Raw genomic sequence first — 15,204 nt, 5'->3', positions numbered from 1 at the left:
ATGACAACCCCTCGCGGAGAATTGACAATTCAGACTTTAGCCATGCCAGCTGATACCAATGCAAATGGTGATATCTTTGGTGGCTGGCTAGTTTCGCAAATGGATCTGGCTGCAGGTGTTTTAGCTAAAAAAATAGCACGTGGTAGAGCGGCAACCGTTGCAATTCATAGCATGACTTTTCTAAAACCCGTGCATGTTGGAGATATTGTGAGTTGTCATGTTGAGCTAATCAAAAGAGGCACAACATCCATGACTATTGCTGTTGAGGTTTGGGCGGAGCCTGCAACTACCGGTGGGCGGTATAAGGTAACTGAGGGGACTTTTATTTTTGTAGCTATCGATGATAACGGAACACCAAGAAAGGTACCCGATGAAGTATGAATGCTGATCTTGAGAATTTAAAAAAATGGCTAATGGATATGGCTACTTTGATCCAGCAAAATTCAGAGCCAGATCCTCAGCATTTTACTCCATTTATCCAAGAGCCTGATCTCGCATTACGTCTAGTGAGTCTTTTAGAGAGTGTGGATGATAGCGAAGTAGATGTAGAGAATGCCTATTATTCAGCTTGTGTATTTGCCCTAGACATCTGTGTAGCGCAATTGCAAGCGGCAACAGAAGGGGGCAATAAACTTGCTACTAAAACACTGAATCAATTGATGCAAACTATTACTGTGGCTATTAACAAGGGTAAACATTCTCTGAGTTTCTGGCTTCCTGTTCTCAATGCTTTTTATGAAGTCCATGTAGAATTAACCCCGGAATTGAAAGATGCATACCTCAACCTGGCGGGACAAGAGGATGAATTGTCTCCTGAGGAAGAAATAGATCATTTAAATGCCATTCGCGATATGATTGAGGAGTTATCTGATTTATCCGTGTTTGATATTGCAGAGAATTTTTTTGCGCAAAGCTATGCAATGCCGCCTGATTTTTTCGCAGATTTAATCATTGATTTATATAGCATTGAAGAAGGGCAAGATATTGGCTTATTAACCCTGTTACATCCTAAGAAAGAGGTTCGTGACGTTGTTGTTGCCACCTTTGAGCATCTAATGAAAACCATTATATTGAGCCCTATTTCTCTTTCTCGGTTACAAGCTATAAAAAATTGGTATCCCGAATCATACCATGATCAGTTTGACCATTGGATTAAAATACAGCGGATGAAGGGGGTTGTTTTTAGTACAGAAATGTCAACCCCTAGTTTGCGTATTAAGGCAAGTGAAGTAGACGGTAGTGGAGCTCAAGGTATTTTTATCCACGCAAAGAAACAACGGAAAAATTATCTTTGCGGCTTGTTATTTAAACATGAGTTCGGTATCAAAGATGCTTGGATAACCCCTGCGATTTCGGCAGGTGAGGTGCCAAAATATTATGATGAAGCTTTTGATGATAGCGTGACGCTAAGGGAAGTTGATGCTTCTTACTTATTGATGATGATAGGACATTTTTTAGCATTAATGATCAAGCAAGGCGAGATGCCCGATCTGCATTTACTCGAAATTCAAGAGCTATTAGGCCTGCATTTCCTTCCTCATTTTATTGATGTGCCTTATTTAATCGAGCAACTAAGTGTACAAATCGCACCCTTTACTCCTGAGTCGATGCAATTATCATTAAAGCGCTCTAAGACATGGCCAAAAAACAAACGATTCACAGAGTCGTGGTATGTAGAAAATTCCCGTATTGATAAGTTGGTGAACCGTTGTTGTACCATCATAGAAGGTGTAAAAATTTGTACAATGGAAGACGCCATGGCAGCTATCTTCTCTAAAGAGTTAGAAACCCAACGCGATAGGTGGTTATTCCATTTTTTATGGATTGCGTTATGGGTTAAGTCAAAAGCTCGCCGGAATGAAAAAATATGGCAAGATAGTTTTCTTATAGCTTATGCAATTAACTCTGGTATTCCTTTAAAAGATATCCCAATAATGCATGAAATTTGTCAGCAGACCGTAATCAATAGCATCGAAACAATGAATGAGCGCCGTACTCATTTAAATAAAGAATAAAGCTGTGGATAATTTTGTCTTTAAAATTTATATTTGCCAAAAAAGAAAGCATAAAAATCAATAACCAATTGATAATAAAGGTAAAATGACGAAAAAAAGCAATCTTGCTTAATCCACAAAAACTGTGGATAACCTTGTTGGTTTCAGCATGAATTCTTGAAAAAACTGGAGCTTATACATCTGTACGGATTTACACCAGTATAAAAATAAGAGAATTATCAATTTAAAATATCATAAGAGGGATATTTGCTTTATGGATAACTTCTTATATGATTTAAATTGTTGTTTACATTATTTTTTGCGTCTATGTTGGATAATTTGGGGTCTTTTTTTCTTCTTTTTGGCAATGGCGCAGTCATCATTCCCATCATTGCGTTAGGTTTTATCTGTTTGGACCGCAAGCTTTTTTATCAAACTGCCTGTTTGCTTGCGTTCAGTATGATAATGAATGTGGCATTGAAAATAAGTTTTCAAGTTCCATTGCCAGCTGCCCTTGGTAAAGGCTGGTATGCGTTCCCTAGCGGACATATGCAAATGGCAACAGTTTTTTACGGGTGGCTTGCCTATAAGATAGGTATTCCCTGGTTTAGAGGCGTTGTTGTCATCTTACTTCTTGGCATAAGTTTCAGCCTCATTCATTTCAACTACCATAATGTTTACGATATAGCTGGCGCGCTTTTTTTCGCATTGTGGATAATGGTTTTATACCAGTTCCTATTATCACGATGGCCAAGAAATTTTCCATTTATATTGTTGATTATGGCTATTTGTTTATTGTGTTACATTGATTTGATTTACGGAAAAATTCCTCTTCATGCTTGGCTGGCTTTTGGCGTATTGCTGACATTGGTTGTGGCTAAAATGGTCTATTCTAAAAAGAAAAATAATGAGGCAATCAATCAGTAATTCTAAAGGCTCTTATTTGCGACATGCTCTGATAGCGCAGCTGAAGTTTCTTCATATAATGTATGCATTAGTTCTTCAGCTTTCATTTGGCGAATCAGCCTTACTCCTTGGCCTGCCCATAGTGATAAGAATTCTGGACGGCCTAATTCTGTTGCTTTTTTTCTAATATCCCGGGTAAATGCATTTTGAGCTGGAAAGGGTAAAATGGAGCTGGCATGCTTTTCCATTTCTATCATAAAGCGATTCTTAATTCCACGAGCAAGGCGCCCTGAGAATGCTCGTGTGAGTTGTGTCTGATTCACTTGAGTTTTAGATAAAACTTCTCTATAAGCCGCAGAGGTTCCGGCTTCATCACACAATAGAAATGCAGTTCCTAGTTGTACAGCACTGGCACCTAAAGTTAGCGCTGCAGCGATACCTCTACCATCCATAATACCTCCAGATGCGATCACAGGTATTTGCAGTTTATGAGTCATCATTCTCGTCAAGGCAAAAGTTCCTATTAACGAATCTTGTTCCTCTGCTGAAAACATGCCGCGATGACCTCCTGCTTCAATACCTTGAGCTACAATTGCATCTACTTCATATTCCTGCAAAGCAAGACCTTCTTCAAGCGTAGTCGCTGTGCCGATGGTCATTATGCCCTGTTTGTGACATTCCTGGATAATTGCTCTGTCAATTAGTCCGAAGGTAAAGCTAAAGACAGCGGGTTTATATTTCAGGATAATGGCAAATTGCTCTTCAAAGTTCTCATCAAAAGGCGCTTGAACTTGAGGGGCTAAAATATGGAGTTCCTGTCGATAGCGGCGAGTGCTTTTCAAGGCGTTATCAATTTGTTTTGTGGTAAGATGTGGCGTTTTAGCTGGCGCAAATAGATTAACTCCATAAGGGGCGTCGGTTAGTTGTAGAATACGTTGGATTGCTTGTTCAATCTCGTAGGGACACAAATAAGCGGCAGCTAATGAACCAATACCGCCACTATTTGAAACTGCAGCAACTAACTCTGGTGTTGATGGCCCACCACCTAGTGGAGCTTGGATCATTGGCCACTGAATACCTAAGCGATTGCAGAAAGTGTTTTCAAGAAAAGGATGTGACATGAGTTTTCCCTTGTTTATAACTCATTAAGATAATTATAAAATCACTTTTTGTCATACTTTTTGATTAGCCTACAGCCTTGCAGTCTGTAGGTTAATCGAATATTTTAATTTTTAATAAGATGTATGCGTGTTAGGAATAGGTTCTGGTTTTTTGATAGGTTCTACATCTGGGAGTGGCTCTGGTTCGGTTTCAGGTTCTTCTATAGGTTCAGTTTCAGGAAGAGTTGAGGGATCTGGTTCATTAGGTTCAGGTAAGGGGGGCTCTTCTAACGGAGTTTCTTGGTTATTATTTTCCATGTTATTGTTTAACATGCCAACCAATTGAAAAATAGCTATTTTTATTTCTACTAATTCTTCCGCTATGCGGTTTAACTCAAAGCTTGCCTGTACAGTTACTTTTGAGACATCCATTTCTAACTCCAAGTATCATTATACGATACAGTTTAAAGCGTTTAGTAAGCAGAAAGTCGATGTTAACCTCCTTAAGTGAAGAAACTTTCCATTTTCATGTTTGTTTAAAAATTAAACATCTATTTTTAAACTTACCACATCACAAAACATTGTCAATAAAAGGGAAGCATAGTTTTAAGCTGTATTAAACTAATAAATGATTTTAAATCAATACATTAAGTCGGAAGAGTTGAACTTATTTGCTGATAAAAGAGATACGGCCAGTTTCTTCTAAATAAGCGATAGCAACTTTTTTTAAGTCAGTAATGTGAAGTTGGGTACGCATTTCGGCCAATATATCTTTTTCAGTAAGGTGATATTTTTGCAGCTGGTCATGTAGCAGCACACCATTCTTAACTATTAAACGGTTATTTCCTTTAATAAATAGTTCCAATTTTTTGAAGCGATAGGTAAGTATTGCAATGCAACGATGAGAGAAAACTAAGCTAGTCACAGCAGAGACAGTTGAGAGCAAACTGGCTTGACCATTAATGCCACGGCTTAGCAACCCTCCAAGAATGATTAATAATAAATAGTCAAAAGCAGTACTTAAATTATAGCGACGATTCCCAAAACGAATCAGGGCGATGCTTAAGATAAAAAGTAAAAATGAGCGTATGACTACATAAATTATATCGGGGCTATCATTAATATTAGTTAACCAACTCATAGAGTAGATACTTAAATTATTTGTTTTTAATTATCATAGAGTAACCTTGCGTTTTTGAGGAGTTTTTTATGTAATTATTTGCGCGTAAACGTTATAAAATTTTGCAAGGTCTGAAGTTGTCGTCTATGATTAAAGATAGGCCATATAGTTAAAGGATTAATTAAATGAGCTTGGTAAGTATTGCTTTTAGTGTTACCTCATGTAGTATTACCTATGGCCTTTTTCGATCGAGGCTGATGTATTTGCCTATAAGAAACTAAGCTCTTCTTAAGATTATTCCTAATACTGCTTCGGTATGCCATCTTTGATTGGCTTCTCGCTCTAAAAGCTATTTAGAAATTTTATTAAGTTTATTTCTAGATAGAGCCCCGATTGAATTAGTTATCTGTTAGTACGCATGGAATGAGGAACGTATTATGGACAGAATGATTCAATTGAAAGCTGCTGCAATTTTGTTGTCTAGTGGTTTGGCTTGTAGCGCATTTGCTGCGGCAAACACAGATACGACCACAACGGCACCTGCAGCGATAGAGTCTACTCCTAATAATCAACCAGCGGTGAATACTACGACTAGTGTCACTCAAAGCAATGACAATACCTTGCTTTCTTTAGTGCAATCCTCTTTAGAGGCTTATAAAGATAAAGTGCAAGCTACCGTTAGTAATGGAGTTGTCTATTTATCAGGACAATTGGATTCTGATACCGACTATGAAAAAGTGGTTATTTTAGCGGAATCAACACAGGGAGTTGGCGATATCAATGTTGATAAGCTGACTGTAAAAGGGAGTGATGAACCGTTAAATGACAGCTTGTTAACGGCAAAAATTAAAGGAGCGCTGATACAGGAAGACATTATGGGTAAAGATCTCCCATCTTGGTCAGTCGGTGTTGAGACTAAAAATGGACAGGTTTATTTGTCTGGTCAAGTCGCTTCTGCTAAAGAAAAACAAGCTATTCTGGATGTCGTTAAATCAGTCAAAGGAGTTGGCAAGATAAATGACAAGATGGAGGTTTCTGCAACTGATAATGCTGCTGAGACCAATGCAGAGTAATAAAGGAGGGCTTAAAATGACACATCAAATAGTAAATGCTGATGACGTTATCGGTGTGAAAGTGAGAAATTTACAAGGCGATGATCTAGGTAAGGTTGAAGCTTTAATGCTCGATAAACGCGAAGGACATGTTGCTTATGTTGTATTGTCCTTTGGTGGATTTTTAGGTATGGGCGATAAATTATTTGCTATGCCCTGGAGCATATTTACCTATGATGACGCAAATGAATGTTTTGTTATTGCCGTAGATAAGGAAACATTAAAAAATTCTCCAGGCTTCGATAAAGAGCATTGGCCTGACATGTCTAGCCCGACCTGGGGGGCTTCTATCCATAAATATTATGGTGCGCTTCCTAATCGAGCAAGGCACTAAAGAACGTCTAAAATTGACGTCTTTCTTACTGACAGCGAAATTCATTTCGCTGTCATGGAGGAGATCATATGAGTAATGAAAGACAACAACCTCCCCAACATCAAAAAAGACAACCTGGCATTGAAGCTTGTATGCATCCAAGACCTCAATATATAGCCCCCCATTACCAAGGTAGTTCCAAGTTAGCTAATAAAGTAGCACTTATTACAGGGGGGGATAGTGGGATTGGTCGTGCTGTAGCTTGTGCTTTTGCCTTGGAGGGGGCAAACGTTATTATTCATTATTTAAATGAGAATCAAGATGCTGTGGAAACAAAACGATTTATTGAGGATGCTGGTACAAAATGTTGGCTGTTACCAGGCAATTTGCAGACTTATGATGCTTGCGAAGAACTAATAAAAAAAGCCTTAACCCTTTGTCCTCATATTGATATTTTGGTTAATAACATTGCTGAGCAACATCCCCAAGACTCTATCGAAGAGATTAGTTGTGAACAGCTTGAAGAAACATTTAAGACGAATTTTTTTTCCTATTTTTATATGATAAAAGCGCTCTTACCTCATTTAAAAAAGAATAGTGTCATTATTAACACGACATCAGTGACGGCTTATAAAGGTAGTGATCACCTTATTGATTATTCGGCGACAAAAGGAGCTATCATTGCCTTAACACGTTCGTTGTCACAAAATTTAATCGCTAAAGGTATTCGTGTGAATGCTGTTGCTCCTGGACCTGTTTGGACACCGCTAATTCCTGCAAGCTTTGTTGCAGAAGAAGTGGCCGAATTTGGTTCTCAAGCGCCTATGAAGCGTGCTGGCTAACCCTCAGAAATTGTACCTGCGTATGTTTTTCTTGCCTCAAGTGATTCTTCTTATATGACCGGACAAGTATTACACCCTAATGGCGGGATTATCGTAAATGGCTAAATGCTGATTGATGGGATTTGGAGATGGAGTATGCGTTTTAAAATTGCATAAGCGAAATAGGTTATCTCTCTTTTTCTTGCTATAGTTAAAATAAAGTGGAGTTTCCCTATGTGTCGCTTTGTAGCTTACCTCGGACATGAGGCCTTGTTGGACGATATATTGGTTAAACCGGTCAATTCTCTTGTTATGCAGAGCCTACATGCTCGAGAAACTGTTGTACCTACTAATGGCGATGGATTCGGATTAGGGTGGTATTCGCCATCCATTAGCTCTGAGCCCGCATTATTTACTTCAATTTCGCCAGCTTGGAATGATAGAAATTTATTGCATCTGACTGCCAAAATTAAATCCCCTTGTTTTTTTGCCCATGTACGAGCTGCAGGAGCAGGTGGGGTTACGAATTACAATTGCCATCCTTTTATACATGGTCGCTGGATGTTGATGCATAATGGTGACATTGCCGATTTCATCGTGGTTAAACGCCACCTACGTCATTTGTTAGATGATGATATCTATCATTGGATTCAAGGAGAAACAGATTCGGAACATTTATTTGCCTTGTTTTTACAACTTGCGAAAGGCAAAGATTTAAGCCAGTTAATGGTGGTCGCTGATATATTGGAAGAAACTTTTACGCAGATTAATGAATTGATAAAATATTTTGGTGTAAGTGATGATTCTTTTTTTAATGTTTGTTTAACTGATGGTGAGCGTCTAGTCGCAAGTCGTTACACGACTCATAAAAAATCAAAACCCGAATCGTTACATTATTTTTTAGGAAGTTGCTTTACTACCTTAGGACATGGCTCGCAACCACAGAATGTACCAGAAAACCCCCATCAATGCGTCTTAATCTCTTCAGAGAAACTCACAGACTTTAACACGGACTGGCAAGATGTTCCTGCTAACCATCTGCTGCTAGTGGATAGGAATCATGAAATTCAATTACGCACTCTGAAATAAAGATTTCAATGCAGTAGCTATCTGTCAGAAACAGCCTATAAGTGCAATTTGCTATACTCAATAGAGAATGCCAAGGCAGGTTGTTGTTTTAAAGGAGTATTAACCAATGAACATTAAAATTTTAGGAAATTCTCACTTAAAAGAGAAAACCAATAAACTACTGCAAGGTAGTAAAAAATTGGCTAGTGAATTATACGAAGAAGGTAAACATACAGTAGCCGATGTAGGTGATAATCTTAAAGGCTATTCTAAACAGGTTACTCAAAAAATTCACGAAAGACCTTTAGCGACATTGCTTTTAGTGGGTGGTTTAAGTCTTATCGTATTATCCACTTTTCTTCGTCGCTAATGTGGTTAGTTTTAATTTGGGCAAAATTTATACTATTTGGCTTTGAGCTTGCTGCGTGCTAAGTTTCATTCCTCATTTCATAAAACTCTTGCCACTCAAAATCAATATAATCTTCAAGAAGTTTTTTGATTTCGATTTGCGCTCCTTTTTTAGTGGGATGCTCCGTATGAAATTTCTGTGGGGAGTGGTTTTTTATTTCTGTGGCTCTGGTTACATAGCCATCAGCTTTATATAGATTAGGGGCTGCCGCCGAAGATTCAATTTGATAAGTTACTCTAAAGCCTTTATAAGTATACTCAATCATGTCACCTCCTTCCTTCGAGCTCTTAGATTGCTTCCTTTCCGAGAGCACCAAGATTTAGAAATAAAAACCCTTTTAATTACTATAGCTCAAATCGATGAAATAAATCGGGTGTCGCAAGTAGATTTGAAAAAAACATAACTGTTTTCTATTATTTTTTAAGGATTAAGTAGAAAAGATTGTCTTACTTCTTTTAGGATAGAGTAATGATAAAAATTACCCGGGATGAATTTTTAGCATTTGCCTTAATACCTGATATTTCTAATGCTAAAGAAGTTAGCTGGTTTAAATCGAATAAGACAGGTGAGAAATTGGGTATTATTATTCAAATCACCTATAATCATAAATATGATTATCTTATTTATCAAAAAGATAGGTTTCAAGACTATATTCTTTATCCTAATGAAGACGATTGCTCATCGATAGATTATGATAATGTTTATCATGAATTAGAAAGGAAAATGACAGTTTAAGCTGCGGTTTTTATTAAAAATATTTCAAACTCATTCGTATTTCCCCAAGCCTTGCAATTTTTATGATTTTGTAGAGATACTAATTCAAGCAGGAATAAGTTAATACAGTTTTGACAAATTGCGTGAAAGAGATTATTTAAGAGATTATTTAAAGGTATAGAGATTGTTTTGTCTGGTAGCCCTATTGGTGATTGGGTATAGTTAAATTCTCACTTAATTTAGTAGTAGTTTTACATATGGATTTCGCATTTAATTTATTGATCATCATTGCTGATCAACTCATGCTTTTTGTCATTAATATGCTTGTCGCTCGTAATGCAGGCGAAGCTTTATTTGGTGATTTTACTGTCGCAACGAATGCGCTCTTTCTTATTGCAACCTTAATTACACTTGGGATTGATTCGATAATTGGCTATTACGTTCCAAAATTTTATGTTAAGAGGCATTATCATGACATTAGGACTTTGACCGTTTCTGTCAAAAGTTTTATAAAGCCTATTTATTTGACCCTGCTTGTCAGTGGTTTACTTTTAAGTTTGGCGATCATTGGCTTAAGTCTTGCTCTAAAAGAGTTAGAACTTTTTGAAATTGGCCACCCTCTAACCTTGTTCATTTGGGGAGCGGTGGTGATTTCCCTCTATAACATATACACCCAGTTCTTTAGGGCGGTGGATTATATGCGAACCGCCGTTATTTTAAGTTTAATGCAAACGGTATTTTATTTTATACTAAGTTTATTTACATATTTTTATCTTTATCCTGTCTTGTTCCATGATGATCCTAACTATTTTCCTCATGTAATGCTTATAGGCTTTATTGTAAGTTATCTTCTTTCTGTACTTATTGCAGTTATCATTCAACGAAAAACAAAACTACAGATTTTGTTAAATCCTGGTAAACGACGCCGCGAAATAGGGGGTAGGTGGAAAGAAAAAATGTATGGCTATACGGTGCAAAACTTAAATAGATATGTTTTTACGGCCGTACCTTTATTAATGATCGAGTGGCTGGGGCATAGTGAACATGTCGTAGGATTGTTTTCGGCGGTAACTTCTATAATTTCTTTGGCATTTATCGCGATTAGCCCCATTGGTATTTTGATTGGTCCTGACATTTCTGCCGCTTTTACCCAAAGTAGGGAAGCATTGGCAAAGACCATGAAAAAATACATTGTGATTTGCTTGGGAATTGCTTTTTTCATTGCTCTAATTATAGGTGTTTTTGCTGAGAAGATTTTATTGCTATATCAGTCTAATTTTATTGACGCTCTACCTTATACTTATATTTGTTTATTTAATATTTTTACTTATGCTGTATCAATGCCTTTATATAAAATGATCCAATATTCAAAAGAAGGTAGCCGAGTGGGGGCTCAGTTATCTATATATATTTTATTATTTCAAATCATTGCTTGTTTAATCCTAATTCCCTGGCTAAATTTAGTCGGTGCTATCCTATGTTATATAGGAATTAATATTGTCTACAATGCTGCCATGATTATTATGGCCTTCAAGATTTACAAACGAGATTCATTTGGCAATGGATCTAGTTTAACTTAGTTTAATCAACAAAAAATCAATGAATACAGATACGCTCAAGATTCTTTTCGTGCAAAGAAAAGACATGACGTCATTTTTTTGTTATCAAAATAAACAATTTCCTCCAAAAATAAACAATTTTGGGTAAATTTACCCATACCTAAATGATTAATAATGAATTATTGTGTTTAAAATAAGAACGAAAGGGGTTCGCCTGTGTCGTTTTTATCACTCTGGAGTCTATCAATAACTGCTCCCTGCCAGAGGGGATTAAACATTGGAGAATTATAGTAATGCCTGGTCTGGAAATTAAAAGAGACATCGGATTATTGGATGTTGACAACACATTGATCTTTGGAAGCGAAGGTCGAATTACCTATAACGATAATTTGCTTGCTGCACTAAAGGAGGCTGGAATTCGTGATATTTACTTATTCACTTCCATGACTATTACCTCAAACAGTGTGAAAGAGCGCCAAGAAGCTATAAGCTATTTGCGAGGCAAAGGTTTTACCGTTCATGGTGTTATCACGCCAAGCGATATTTTTTGGCACCTTAATCAAAGCCTTGCGGACGATTTTTTAAAAGAATTTGTTGATAAAAATCCCGTTGAAAAATTACTAGAGCAGGAAAAATATAGCACTATTAAATCCATGCTTAACTCCAAGCCAGCAGTCGCATTTGCAACAGGATTAAGCTCATCACCAGAAGCCATGCCTGAAGTCGAAGCACATAGCCGAACCGTTAATAATGTATTAGGAGTAATGAAAAACTTCTACCATGAATATAAAACTGACAAAGGCCATATGTATGCATTATTTGCCGAATACAAGCCGGAATGGTGCAACCAGATCGTTGTTGTTGATGATGATCCTTATAATATCGACGCTACAAAACAAGCTAATGAAAAATTTGGCTTGCCATTAGTAACTGTGGTAAACAGAGTTGAAGGCAATTATGAATTACCTAAGGGTTTTTATGAAAAAGCCTTAGCTTCTCTAATTAGTAAGCAACACTTAAAGAATATTTTAGCGGCTTACGTGGCTGAGAGGGAAAAAAGCAACGACTCACAATTTAGTTGGGCAGCACTTTTTCAAAAAAAATTACCATTATTGCAAGAGAAGCCAGCGATTACTGCTTTAGAAAGGGTTCTTGAGGGTGAAAAAATGGATTTATCGGCTCATATGGAGACATTGCGTCAAGGAGTCCTTGGCAGTGCAATTAGAAAATTTGTAAAAAGTGGGGAAGCTTCAGCGCTCTGCGGTACCAATGTTAATACCGTAAGTAATTTTATTACTGCCATGTACCAAAAGGTTAATGGCTCAGAAATCCCTTCATTAGTGTAAAGGAAGTATGAAATAAGCCAGGGTTTTCAAATGAAATTTCCTGGCTTATTACTCGATAATTAATCTTAAGAGCTTTGCTCTAGTAGTTCTTTAGCATGCGAGCGAGTTTGCTCGGTAACTGTTATGCCACCCAGCATCCTCGCGATTTCGTTAACCTTCTCACCGGCATCTAAAGCAATAATACGTGAGTATGTTTGTTGATTATCACTGTATTTTTCGACAACAAAGTGTTGATGGGCGCAAGAAGCAACTTGTGGCTGATGAGTCACGCAAAAAACTTGCAAACGCTCGCCTAATTTACGTAGTAGCTGTCCGACCAAGGCTGCTGTAGCCCCTCCTATACCAACATCAACTTCATCAAATAGTAAGGTTGGCGTAGAGCCACGCTGTGCAGTGATCATTTGAATCGCAAGGCTTATCCTGGAAAGTTCGCCTCCGGAGGCAATTTTTGCCAGACTATCTGGAGTCGTACCAGGATTAGTACAAACCTTGTATTCTATTTTATCTAAACCATGCGGTTGCATTTTTTCAAGAGGAGTGATTTCAATTTCTATTCGTCCTTTAGGCATCCCAAGTTGTTGAATGCTGGCGCTAATTTCTGTTGTCAATTTTTTAGCATATAACTCTCGAGAGGTTCTAAGCTTTTGTGCTGCCAATTCAAAGGCTTTTGTCTGCTTTTGATATTCTAGTTGTAGTTTTTCAAGATGACTTTCAGAATCTTCCAATTGCAATAATTCTTCTTGTAGTTGCGATAAATGGTTTGCTAAATGATTAGCATCGACATGATATTTACGACTAACTTGATGCAGAATACTCATGCGAGTTTCTACTTCTTGCAGACGTTCAGGATCCAATTGCACTTGTTCGGAAAATTGTTTAACCTCACCAAGCACTTCTTCACACTGAATAAGTGCATTATTAATTAATTCTACACAGTTCTTAATAGGATTTTGTTCTTGCGGTAAGCTTTGTAATAAGTGCAGAATTTGATTAAGACCTTGACAGATATTAGCTTCATCATCGGCATTCAAAAGATGAGTAATCTGTTGTGCATTTTGAAGATAATCACAGGCATGATGTAATAATTGATGTTCGTCATGCAAGGTATGCATTTCATTCTCTTGTAGATTAAGCGCCAACAATTCATTGATTTGAAATTTTAATAAGTCGGCTTTATCACTGTGCGTTGCTGTATCATGCAATGATGCTAATTCTTGTTTTATTTTCTGGCATTTTTTATAGAGCTGGTGAACTTCATCAAGCAATTCAAAATGGCCAGAGTAGCGATCAAGCTGCTCTCTATGGGTTGTATGCTGCATCAGCGTTTGATGTTGATGTTGTCCATGAATATGGACAAGCATTTCGCTTAACTCCTTTACTTTCTGCAATGGAAAGGGATGACCATTGATATAGGATTTGGAGCGCCCTTCCGCGTATACTACGCGCCGAAGTATAACGGTCTCATCTTCAGCGGTTAAATCATTATCAGCAAGCCATTGTGCTGGAAGAGAATCCTGCTCTATGTGAAAGCTGGCGCTGATATCACATTTTTCTTCATTAGCACGGATCACTGAAGCATCGGCCCTATCACCTAAGGCGAGCATGAGCGCATCGATCATGATGGATTTACCTGCCCCTGTCTCACCGGTGAAAGCCGTCATGCCTGTTGAAAAATCAAGTTCTAATTTTTTAACAATAGCAAAATTTTCAATGCGCAAGGTGGTGAGCATGATTTATCCCTGATGTTTAGATTCCCAGCCTAGTTTGATGCGTAATGTATCATAATAATGATAATCAAGAGGATGCAAAAGACGAAGCTGCTGCGTGTTTTTTTCAATGGAGACTAATTGTCCTGGTTTAACGAGCCGTGACTCATGACCGTCACAGCTAATGCGCAAATCACTTTCATTGCACTCACTAATCTTTAAGTCAATTTTTACCTCTCCGTCTACCACGATGGGGCGTGAACTTAGACTATGAGAAAACATGGGTACCAAGACAATGGCGTTTAATTGGGGGTGCATGATAGGGCCTCCAGCAGATAAAGCGTAGGCCGTAGAACCCGTGGGGGTTGATAAAATCATACCATCTGAACGATAGCGACTTACAAAACGTTGATTAATAAATACATCAAATTCAATAAGATGAGTTTCATTGCCGCGACCCAATACCACATCATTTAAGGCATCACCCTGAAAATAAATTGTTTCTCCATCATGAATAGATGTGTGAAGCAAAAAACGAGGCTCTTCCTCATATTTACCGCTGAGAACAGCGCCAAGATGATGTTCTATATTTTGGGGTGAAATGTCTGTTAGAAACCCCAGCCGTCCTCTATTAATACCAATGACAGGAACATTGACTTTTATCGCCATACGAGCTGCAGAAAGTAAGCTGCCATCTCCACCGACAACCACAATTAAGTCCTGCTTTTTTCCCATCAGGGTGCGATCAAGTGTGGGTAAATCAACATCAAAATGAGTTGCTGTATCGATATCTAAATAGGCATCCACTTGCTCGCGCTGCAGAAACTTAACTAAACGATGCAAACTTTCGTTGACACCCTGATTAGCACGGTGTTGGCGTGCATACAGAATAACTCGCTTGAATTTTTGTTTCATGATTTATTCGTTAGTAGTATTAATTTGGAAAGGGATGCAAGACTATTTTACAATATTTCCTTCTGGCTCAAAATCCCATTGGGCTGGAAATTTGGAATTATAAGACACCAAGATGAGTTTT

General features: G+C 37.7%; 17 protein-coding genes. 11 read left to right on the top strand and 6 right to left on the bottom strand.

Translation table 11 applies throughout. The features are described from left to right. From yciA to Lbru_RS15350, 3 genes are all read left to right on the top strand, one after another. A complete protein-coding gene (gene yciA, locus Lbru_RS15360; protein WP_058443002.1) occupies positions 1 to 381 on the top strand; it encodes an acyl-CoA thioester hydrolase YciA in 381 nt (126 codons plus the stop codon). After that, positions 378 to 2,015: a hypothetical protein gene (locus tag Lbru_RS15355; RefSeq protein WP_058443001.1), complete on the top strand. Its 1,638-nt coding sequence runs from the start codon at positions 378 to 380 to the stop codon at positions 2,013 to 2,015. Before yciA ends, Lbru_RS15355 begins: the two co-directional genes overlap by 4 nt. A 279-nt stretch (positions 2,016 to 2,294) precedes the next feature. After that, the gene (locus Lbru_RS15350; protein ID WP_131793565.1) at positions 2,295 to 2,921 is read left to right on the top strand and encodes a phosphatase PAP2 family protein; all 627 of its coding nucleotides are present in this window, start codon (positions 2,295 to 2,297) and stop codon (positions 2,919 to 2,921) included. 2 nt (positions 2,922 to 2,923) lie between these two features. On the opposite strand, the gene Lbru_RS15345 is transcribed toward Lbru_RS15350, so the two are convergent. From Lbru_RS15345 to Lbru_RS15335, 3 genes are all read right to left on the bottom strand, one after another. Next, on the bottom strand, positions 2,924 to 4,021 hold the full coding sequence (locus Lbru_RS15345; RefSeq protein ID WP_058442999.1) for an NAD(P)H-dependent flavin oxidoreductase: 1,098 nt from the start codon (positions 4,019 to 4,021) through the stop codon (positions 2,924 to 2,926). A 111-nt stretch (positions 4,022 to 4,132) separates the two neighbouring features. After that, positions 4,133 to 4,432: a hypothetical protein gene (locus tag Lbru_RS15340; protein ID WP_058442998.1), complete on the bottom strand. Its 300-nt coding sequence runs from the start codon at positions 4,430 to 4,432 to the stop codon at positions 4,133 to 4,135. A 235-nt stretch (positions 4,433 to 4,667) separates the two neighbouring features. Continuing rightward, positions 4,668 to 5,141, bottom strand: a complete 474-nt coding sequence (locus Lbru_RS15335; protein WP_058442997.1) for a DUF421 domain-containing protein — start codon at positions 5,139 to 5,141, stop codon at positions 4,668 to 4,670. A gap of 416 nt (positions 5,142 to 5,557) precedes the next feature. Here Lbru_RS15335 and Lbru_RS15330 point away from each other — a divergent pair, with 416 nt between their 5' ends. The 5 genes from Lbru_RS15330 (at position 5,558) to Lbru_RS15310 (ending at position 8,804) form a co-directional block, all read left to right on the top strand. Continuing rightward, the gene (locus Lbru_RS15330) at positions 5,558 to 6,193 is read left to right on the top strand and encodes a BON domain-containing protein (protein ID WP_058442996.1); all 636 of its coding nucleotides are present in this window, start codon (positions 5,558 to 5,560) and stop codon (positions 6,191 to 6,193) included. Positions 6,194 to 6,209: 16 nt separating this feature from the next. Next, complete coding sequence (locus Lbru_RS15325; protein ID WP_058443177.1) at positions 6,210 to 6,566, top strand: PRC-barrel domain-containing protein; 357 nt, start codon at positions 6,210 to 6,212, stop codon at positions 6,564 to 6,566. Between the two features lie 68 nt (positions 6,567 to 6,634). Next, entirely contained in the window at positions 6,635 to 7,387 is a 753-nt protein-coding gene (locus tag Lbru_RS15320; RefSeq protein WP_202967559.1) for an SDR family NAD(P)-dependent oxidoreductase, read from the top strand. A 213-nt stretch (positions 7,388 to 7,600) separates the two neighbouring features. Further along, positions 7,601 to 8,455 (top strand): class II glutamine amidotransferase, encoded by an 855-nt coding sequence (locus Lbru_RS15315; protein WP_058442995.1) that lies wholly within the window; start codon positions 7,601 to 7,603, stop codon positions 8,453 to 8,455. Between the two features lie 106 nt (positions 8,456 to 8,561). After that, entirely contained in the window at positions 8,562 to 8,804 is a 243-nt protein-coding gene (locus Lbru_RS15310; RefSeq protein WP_058442994.1) for a hypothetical protein, read from the top strand. A 58-nt stretch (positions 8,805 to 8,862) separates the two neighbouring features. On the opposite strand, the gene Lbru_RS15305 is transcribed toward Lbru_RS15310, so the two are convergent. Next, positions 8,863 to 9,108: a hypothetical protein gene (locus Lbru_RS15305; RefSeq protein ID WP_058442993.1), complete on the bottom strand. Its 246-nt coding sequence runs from the start codon at positions 9,106 to 9,108 to the stop codon at positions 8,863 to 8,865. A 203-nt stretch (positions 9,109 to 9,311) separates the two neighbouring features. Between Lbru_RS15305 and Lbru_RS15300 the strand changes: the two genes are divergently transcribed. The 3 genes from Lbru_RS15300 to Lbru_RS15290 all read left to right on the top strand — a co-directional run bounded on the left by Lbru_RS15300 (position 9,312) and on the right by Lbru_RS15290 (position 12,462). Beyond that, entirely contained in the window at positions 9,312 to 9,578 is a 267-nt protein-coding gene (locus tag Lbru_RS15300) for a hypothetical protein (protein WP_058442992.1), read from the top strand. 236 nt (positions 9,579 to 9,814) lie between these two features. Next, on the top strand, positions 9,815 to 11,137 hold the full coding sequence (locus Lbru_RS15295; protein ID WP_058442991.1) for a lipopolysaccharide biosynthesis protein: 1,323 nt from the start codon (positions 9,815 to 9,817) through the stop codon (positions 11,135 to 11,137). Positions 11,138 to 11,409: 272 nt separating this feature from the next. Further along, positions 11,410 to 12,462 (top strand): hypothetical protein, encoded by a 1,053-nt coding sequence (locus tag Lbru_RS15290; RefSeq protein WP_058442990.1) that lies wholly within the window; start codon positions 11,410 to 11,412, stop codon positions 12,460 to 12,462. A gap of 65 nt (positions 12,463 to 12,527) precedes the next feature. Here Lbru_RS15290 and recN read toward each other — a convergent pair whose 3' ends face one another. Beyond that, positions 12,528 to 14,192 (bottom strand): DNA repair protein RecN, encoded by a 1,665-nt coding sequence (gene recN, locus Lbru_RS15285; RefSeq protein WP_058442989.1) that lies wholly within the window; start codon positions 14,190 to 14,192, stop codon positions 12,528 to 12,530. Positions 14,193 to 14,195: 3 nt separating this feature from the next. Then, positions 14,196 to 15,083, bottom strand: coding sequence for an NAD(+) kinase (locus Lbru_RS15280; RefSeq protein WP_058442988.1), 888 nt, complete (start codon positions 15,081 to 15,083; stop codon positions 14,196 to 14,198). Positions 15,084 to 15,204 lie beyond the last annotated feature (121 nt).

Source organism: Legionella brunensis (assembly GCF_001467025.1).
In the GTDB taxonomy this organism is placed as follows: domain Bacteria; phylum Pseudomonadota; class Gammaproteobacteria; order Legionellales; family Legionellaceae; genus Tatlockia; species Tatlockia brunensis.
The sequence above is the reverse complement of the archived record's forward strand: the minus strand, read 5'-3'. Positions and strand labels throughout refer to the sequence as shown.

What these genes read in the sequence shown, in the direction of transcription:
- Lbru_RS15305 (WP_058442993.1), bottom strand. Translation starts at nt 9,108, where the DNA reads ATGATTGAGTATACTTATAAAGGCTTTAGAGTAACTTATCAAATTGAA.
- Lbru_RS15330 (WP_058442996.1), top strand. Translation starts at nt 5,558, where the DNA reads ATGGACAGAATGATTCAATTGAAAGCTGCTGCAATTTTGTTGTCTAGT.
- Lbru_RS15340 (WP_058442998.1), bottom strand. Translation starts at nt 4,432, where the DNA reads ATGGATGTCTCAAAAGTAACTGTACAGGCAAGCTTTGAGTTAAACCGC.
- recN (WP_058442989.1), bottom strand. Translation starts at nt 14,192, where the DNA reads ATGCTCACCACCTTGCGCATTGAAAATTTTGCTATTGTTAAAAAATTA.
- Lbru_RS15335 (WP_058442997.1), bottom strand. Translation starts at nt 5,141, where the DNA reads ATGAGTTGGTTAACTAATATTAATGATAGCCCCGATATAATTTATGTA.
- Lbru_RS15290 (WP_058442990.1), top strand. Translation starts at nt 11,410, where the DNA reads ATGCCTGGTCTGGAAATTAAAAGAGACATCGGATTATTGGATGTTGAC.
- Lbru_RS15310 (WP_058442994.1), top strand. Translation starts at nt 8,562, where the DNA reads ATGAACATTAAAATTTTAGGAAATTCTCACTTAAAAGAGAAAACCAAT.
- Lbru_RS15295 (WP_058442991.1), top strand. Translation starts at nt 9,815, where the DNA reads ATGGATTTCGCATTTAATTTATTGATCATCATTGCTGATCAACTCATG.
- Lbru_RS15315 (WP_058442995.1), top strand. Translation starts at nt 7,601, where the DNA reads ATGTGTCGCTTTGTAGCTTACCTCGGACATGAGGCCTTGTTGGACGAT.
- Lbru_RS15280 (WP_058442988.1), bottom strand. Translation starts at nt 15,083, where the DNA reads ATGAAACAAAAATTCAAGCGAGTTATTCTGTATGCACGCCAACACCGT.
- Lbru_RS15300 (WP_058442992.1), top strand. Translation starts at nt 9,312, where the DNA reads ATGATAAAAATTACCCGGGATGAATTTTTAGCATTTGCCTTAATACCT.
- Lbru_RS15345 (WP_058442999.1), bottom strand. Translation starts at nt 4,021, where the DNA reads ATGTCACATCCTTTTCTTGAAAACACTTTCTGCAATCGCTTAGGTATT.
- yciA (WP_058443002.1), top strand. Translation starts at nt 1, where the DNA reads ATGACAACCCCTCGCGGAGAATTGACAATTCAGACTTTAGCCATGCCA.
- Lbru_RS15325 (WP_058443177.1), top strand. Translation starts at nt 6,210, where the DNA reads ATGACACATCAAATAGTAAATGCTGATGACGTTATCGGTGTGAAAGTG.
- Lbru_RS15320 (WP_202967559.1), top strand. Translation starts at nt 6,635, where the DNA reads ATGAGTAATGAAAGACAACAACCTCCCCAACATCAAAAAAGACAACCT.
- Lbru_RS15355 (WP_058443001.1), top strand. Translation starts at nt 378, where the DNA reads ATGAATGCTGATCTTGAGAATTTAAAAAAATGGCTAATGGATATGGCT.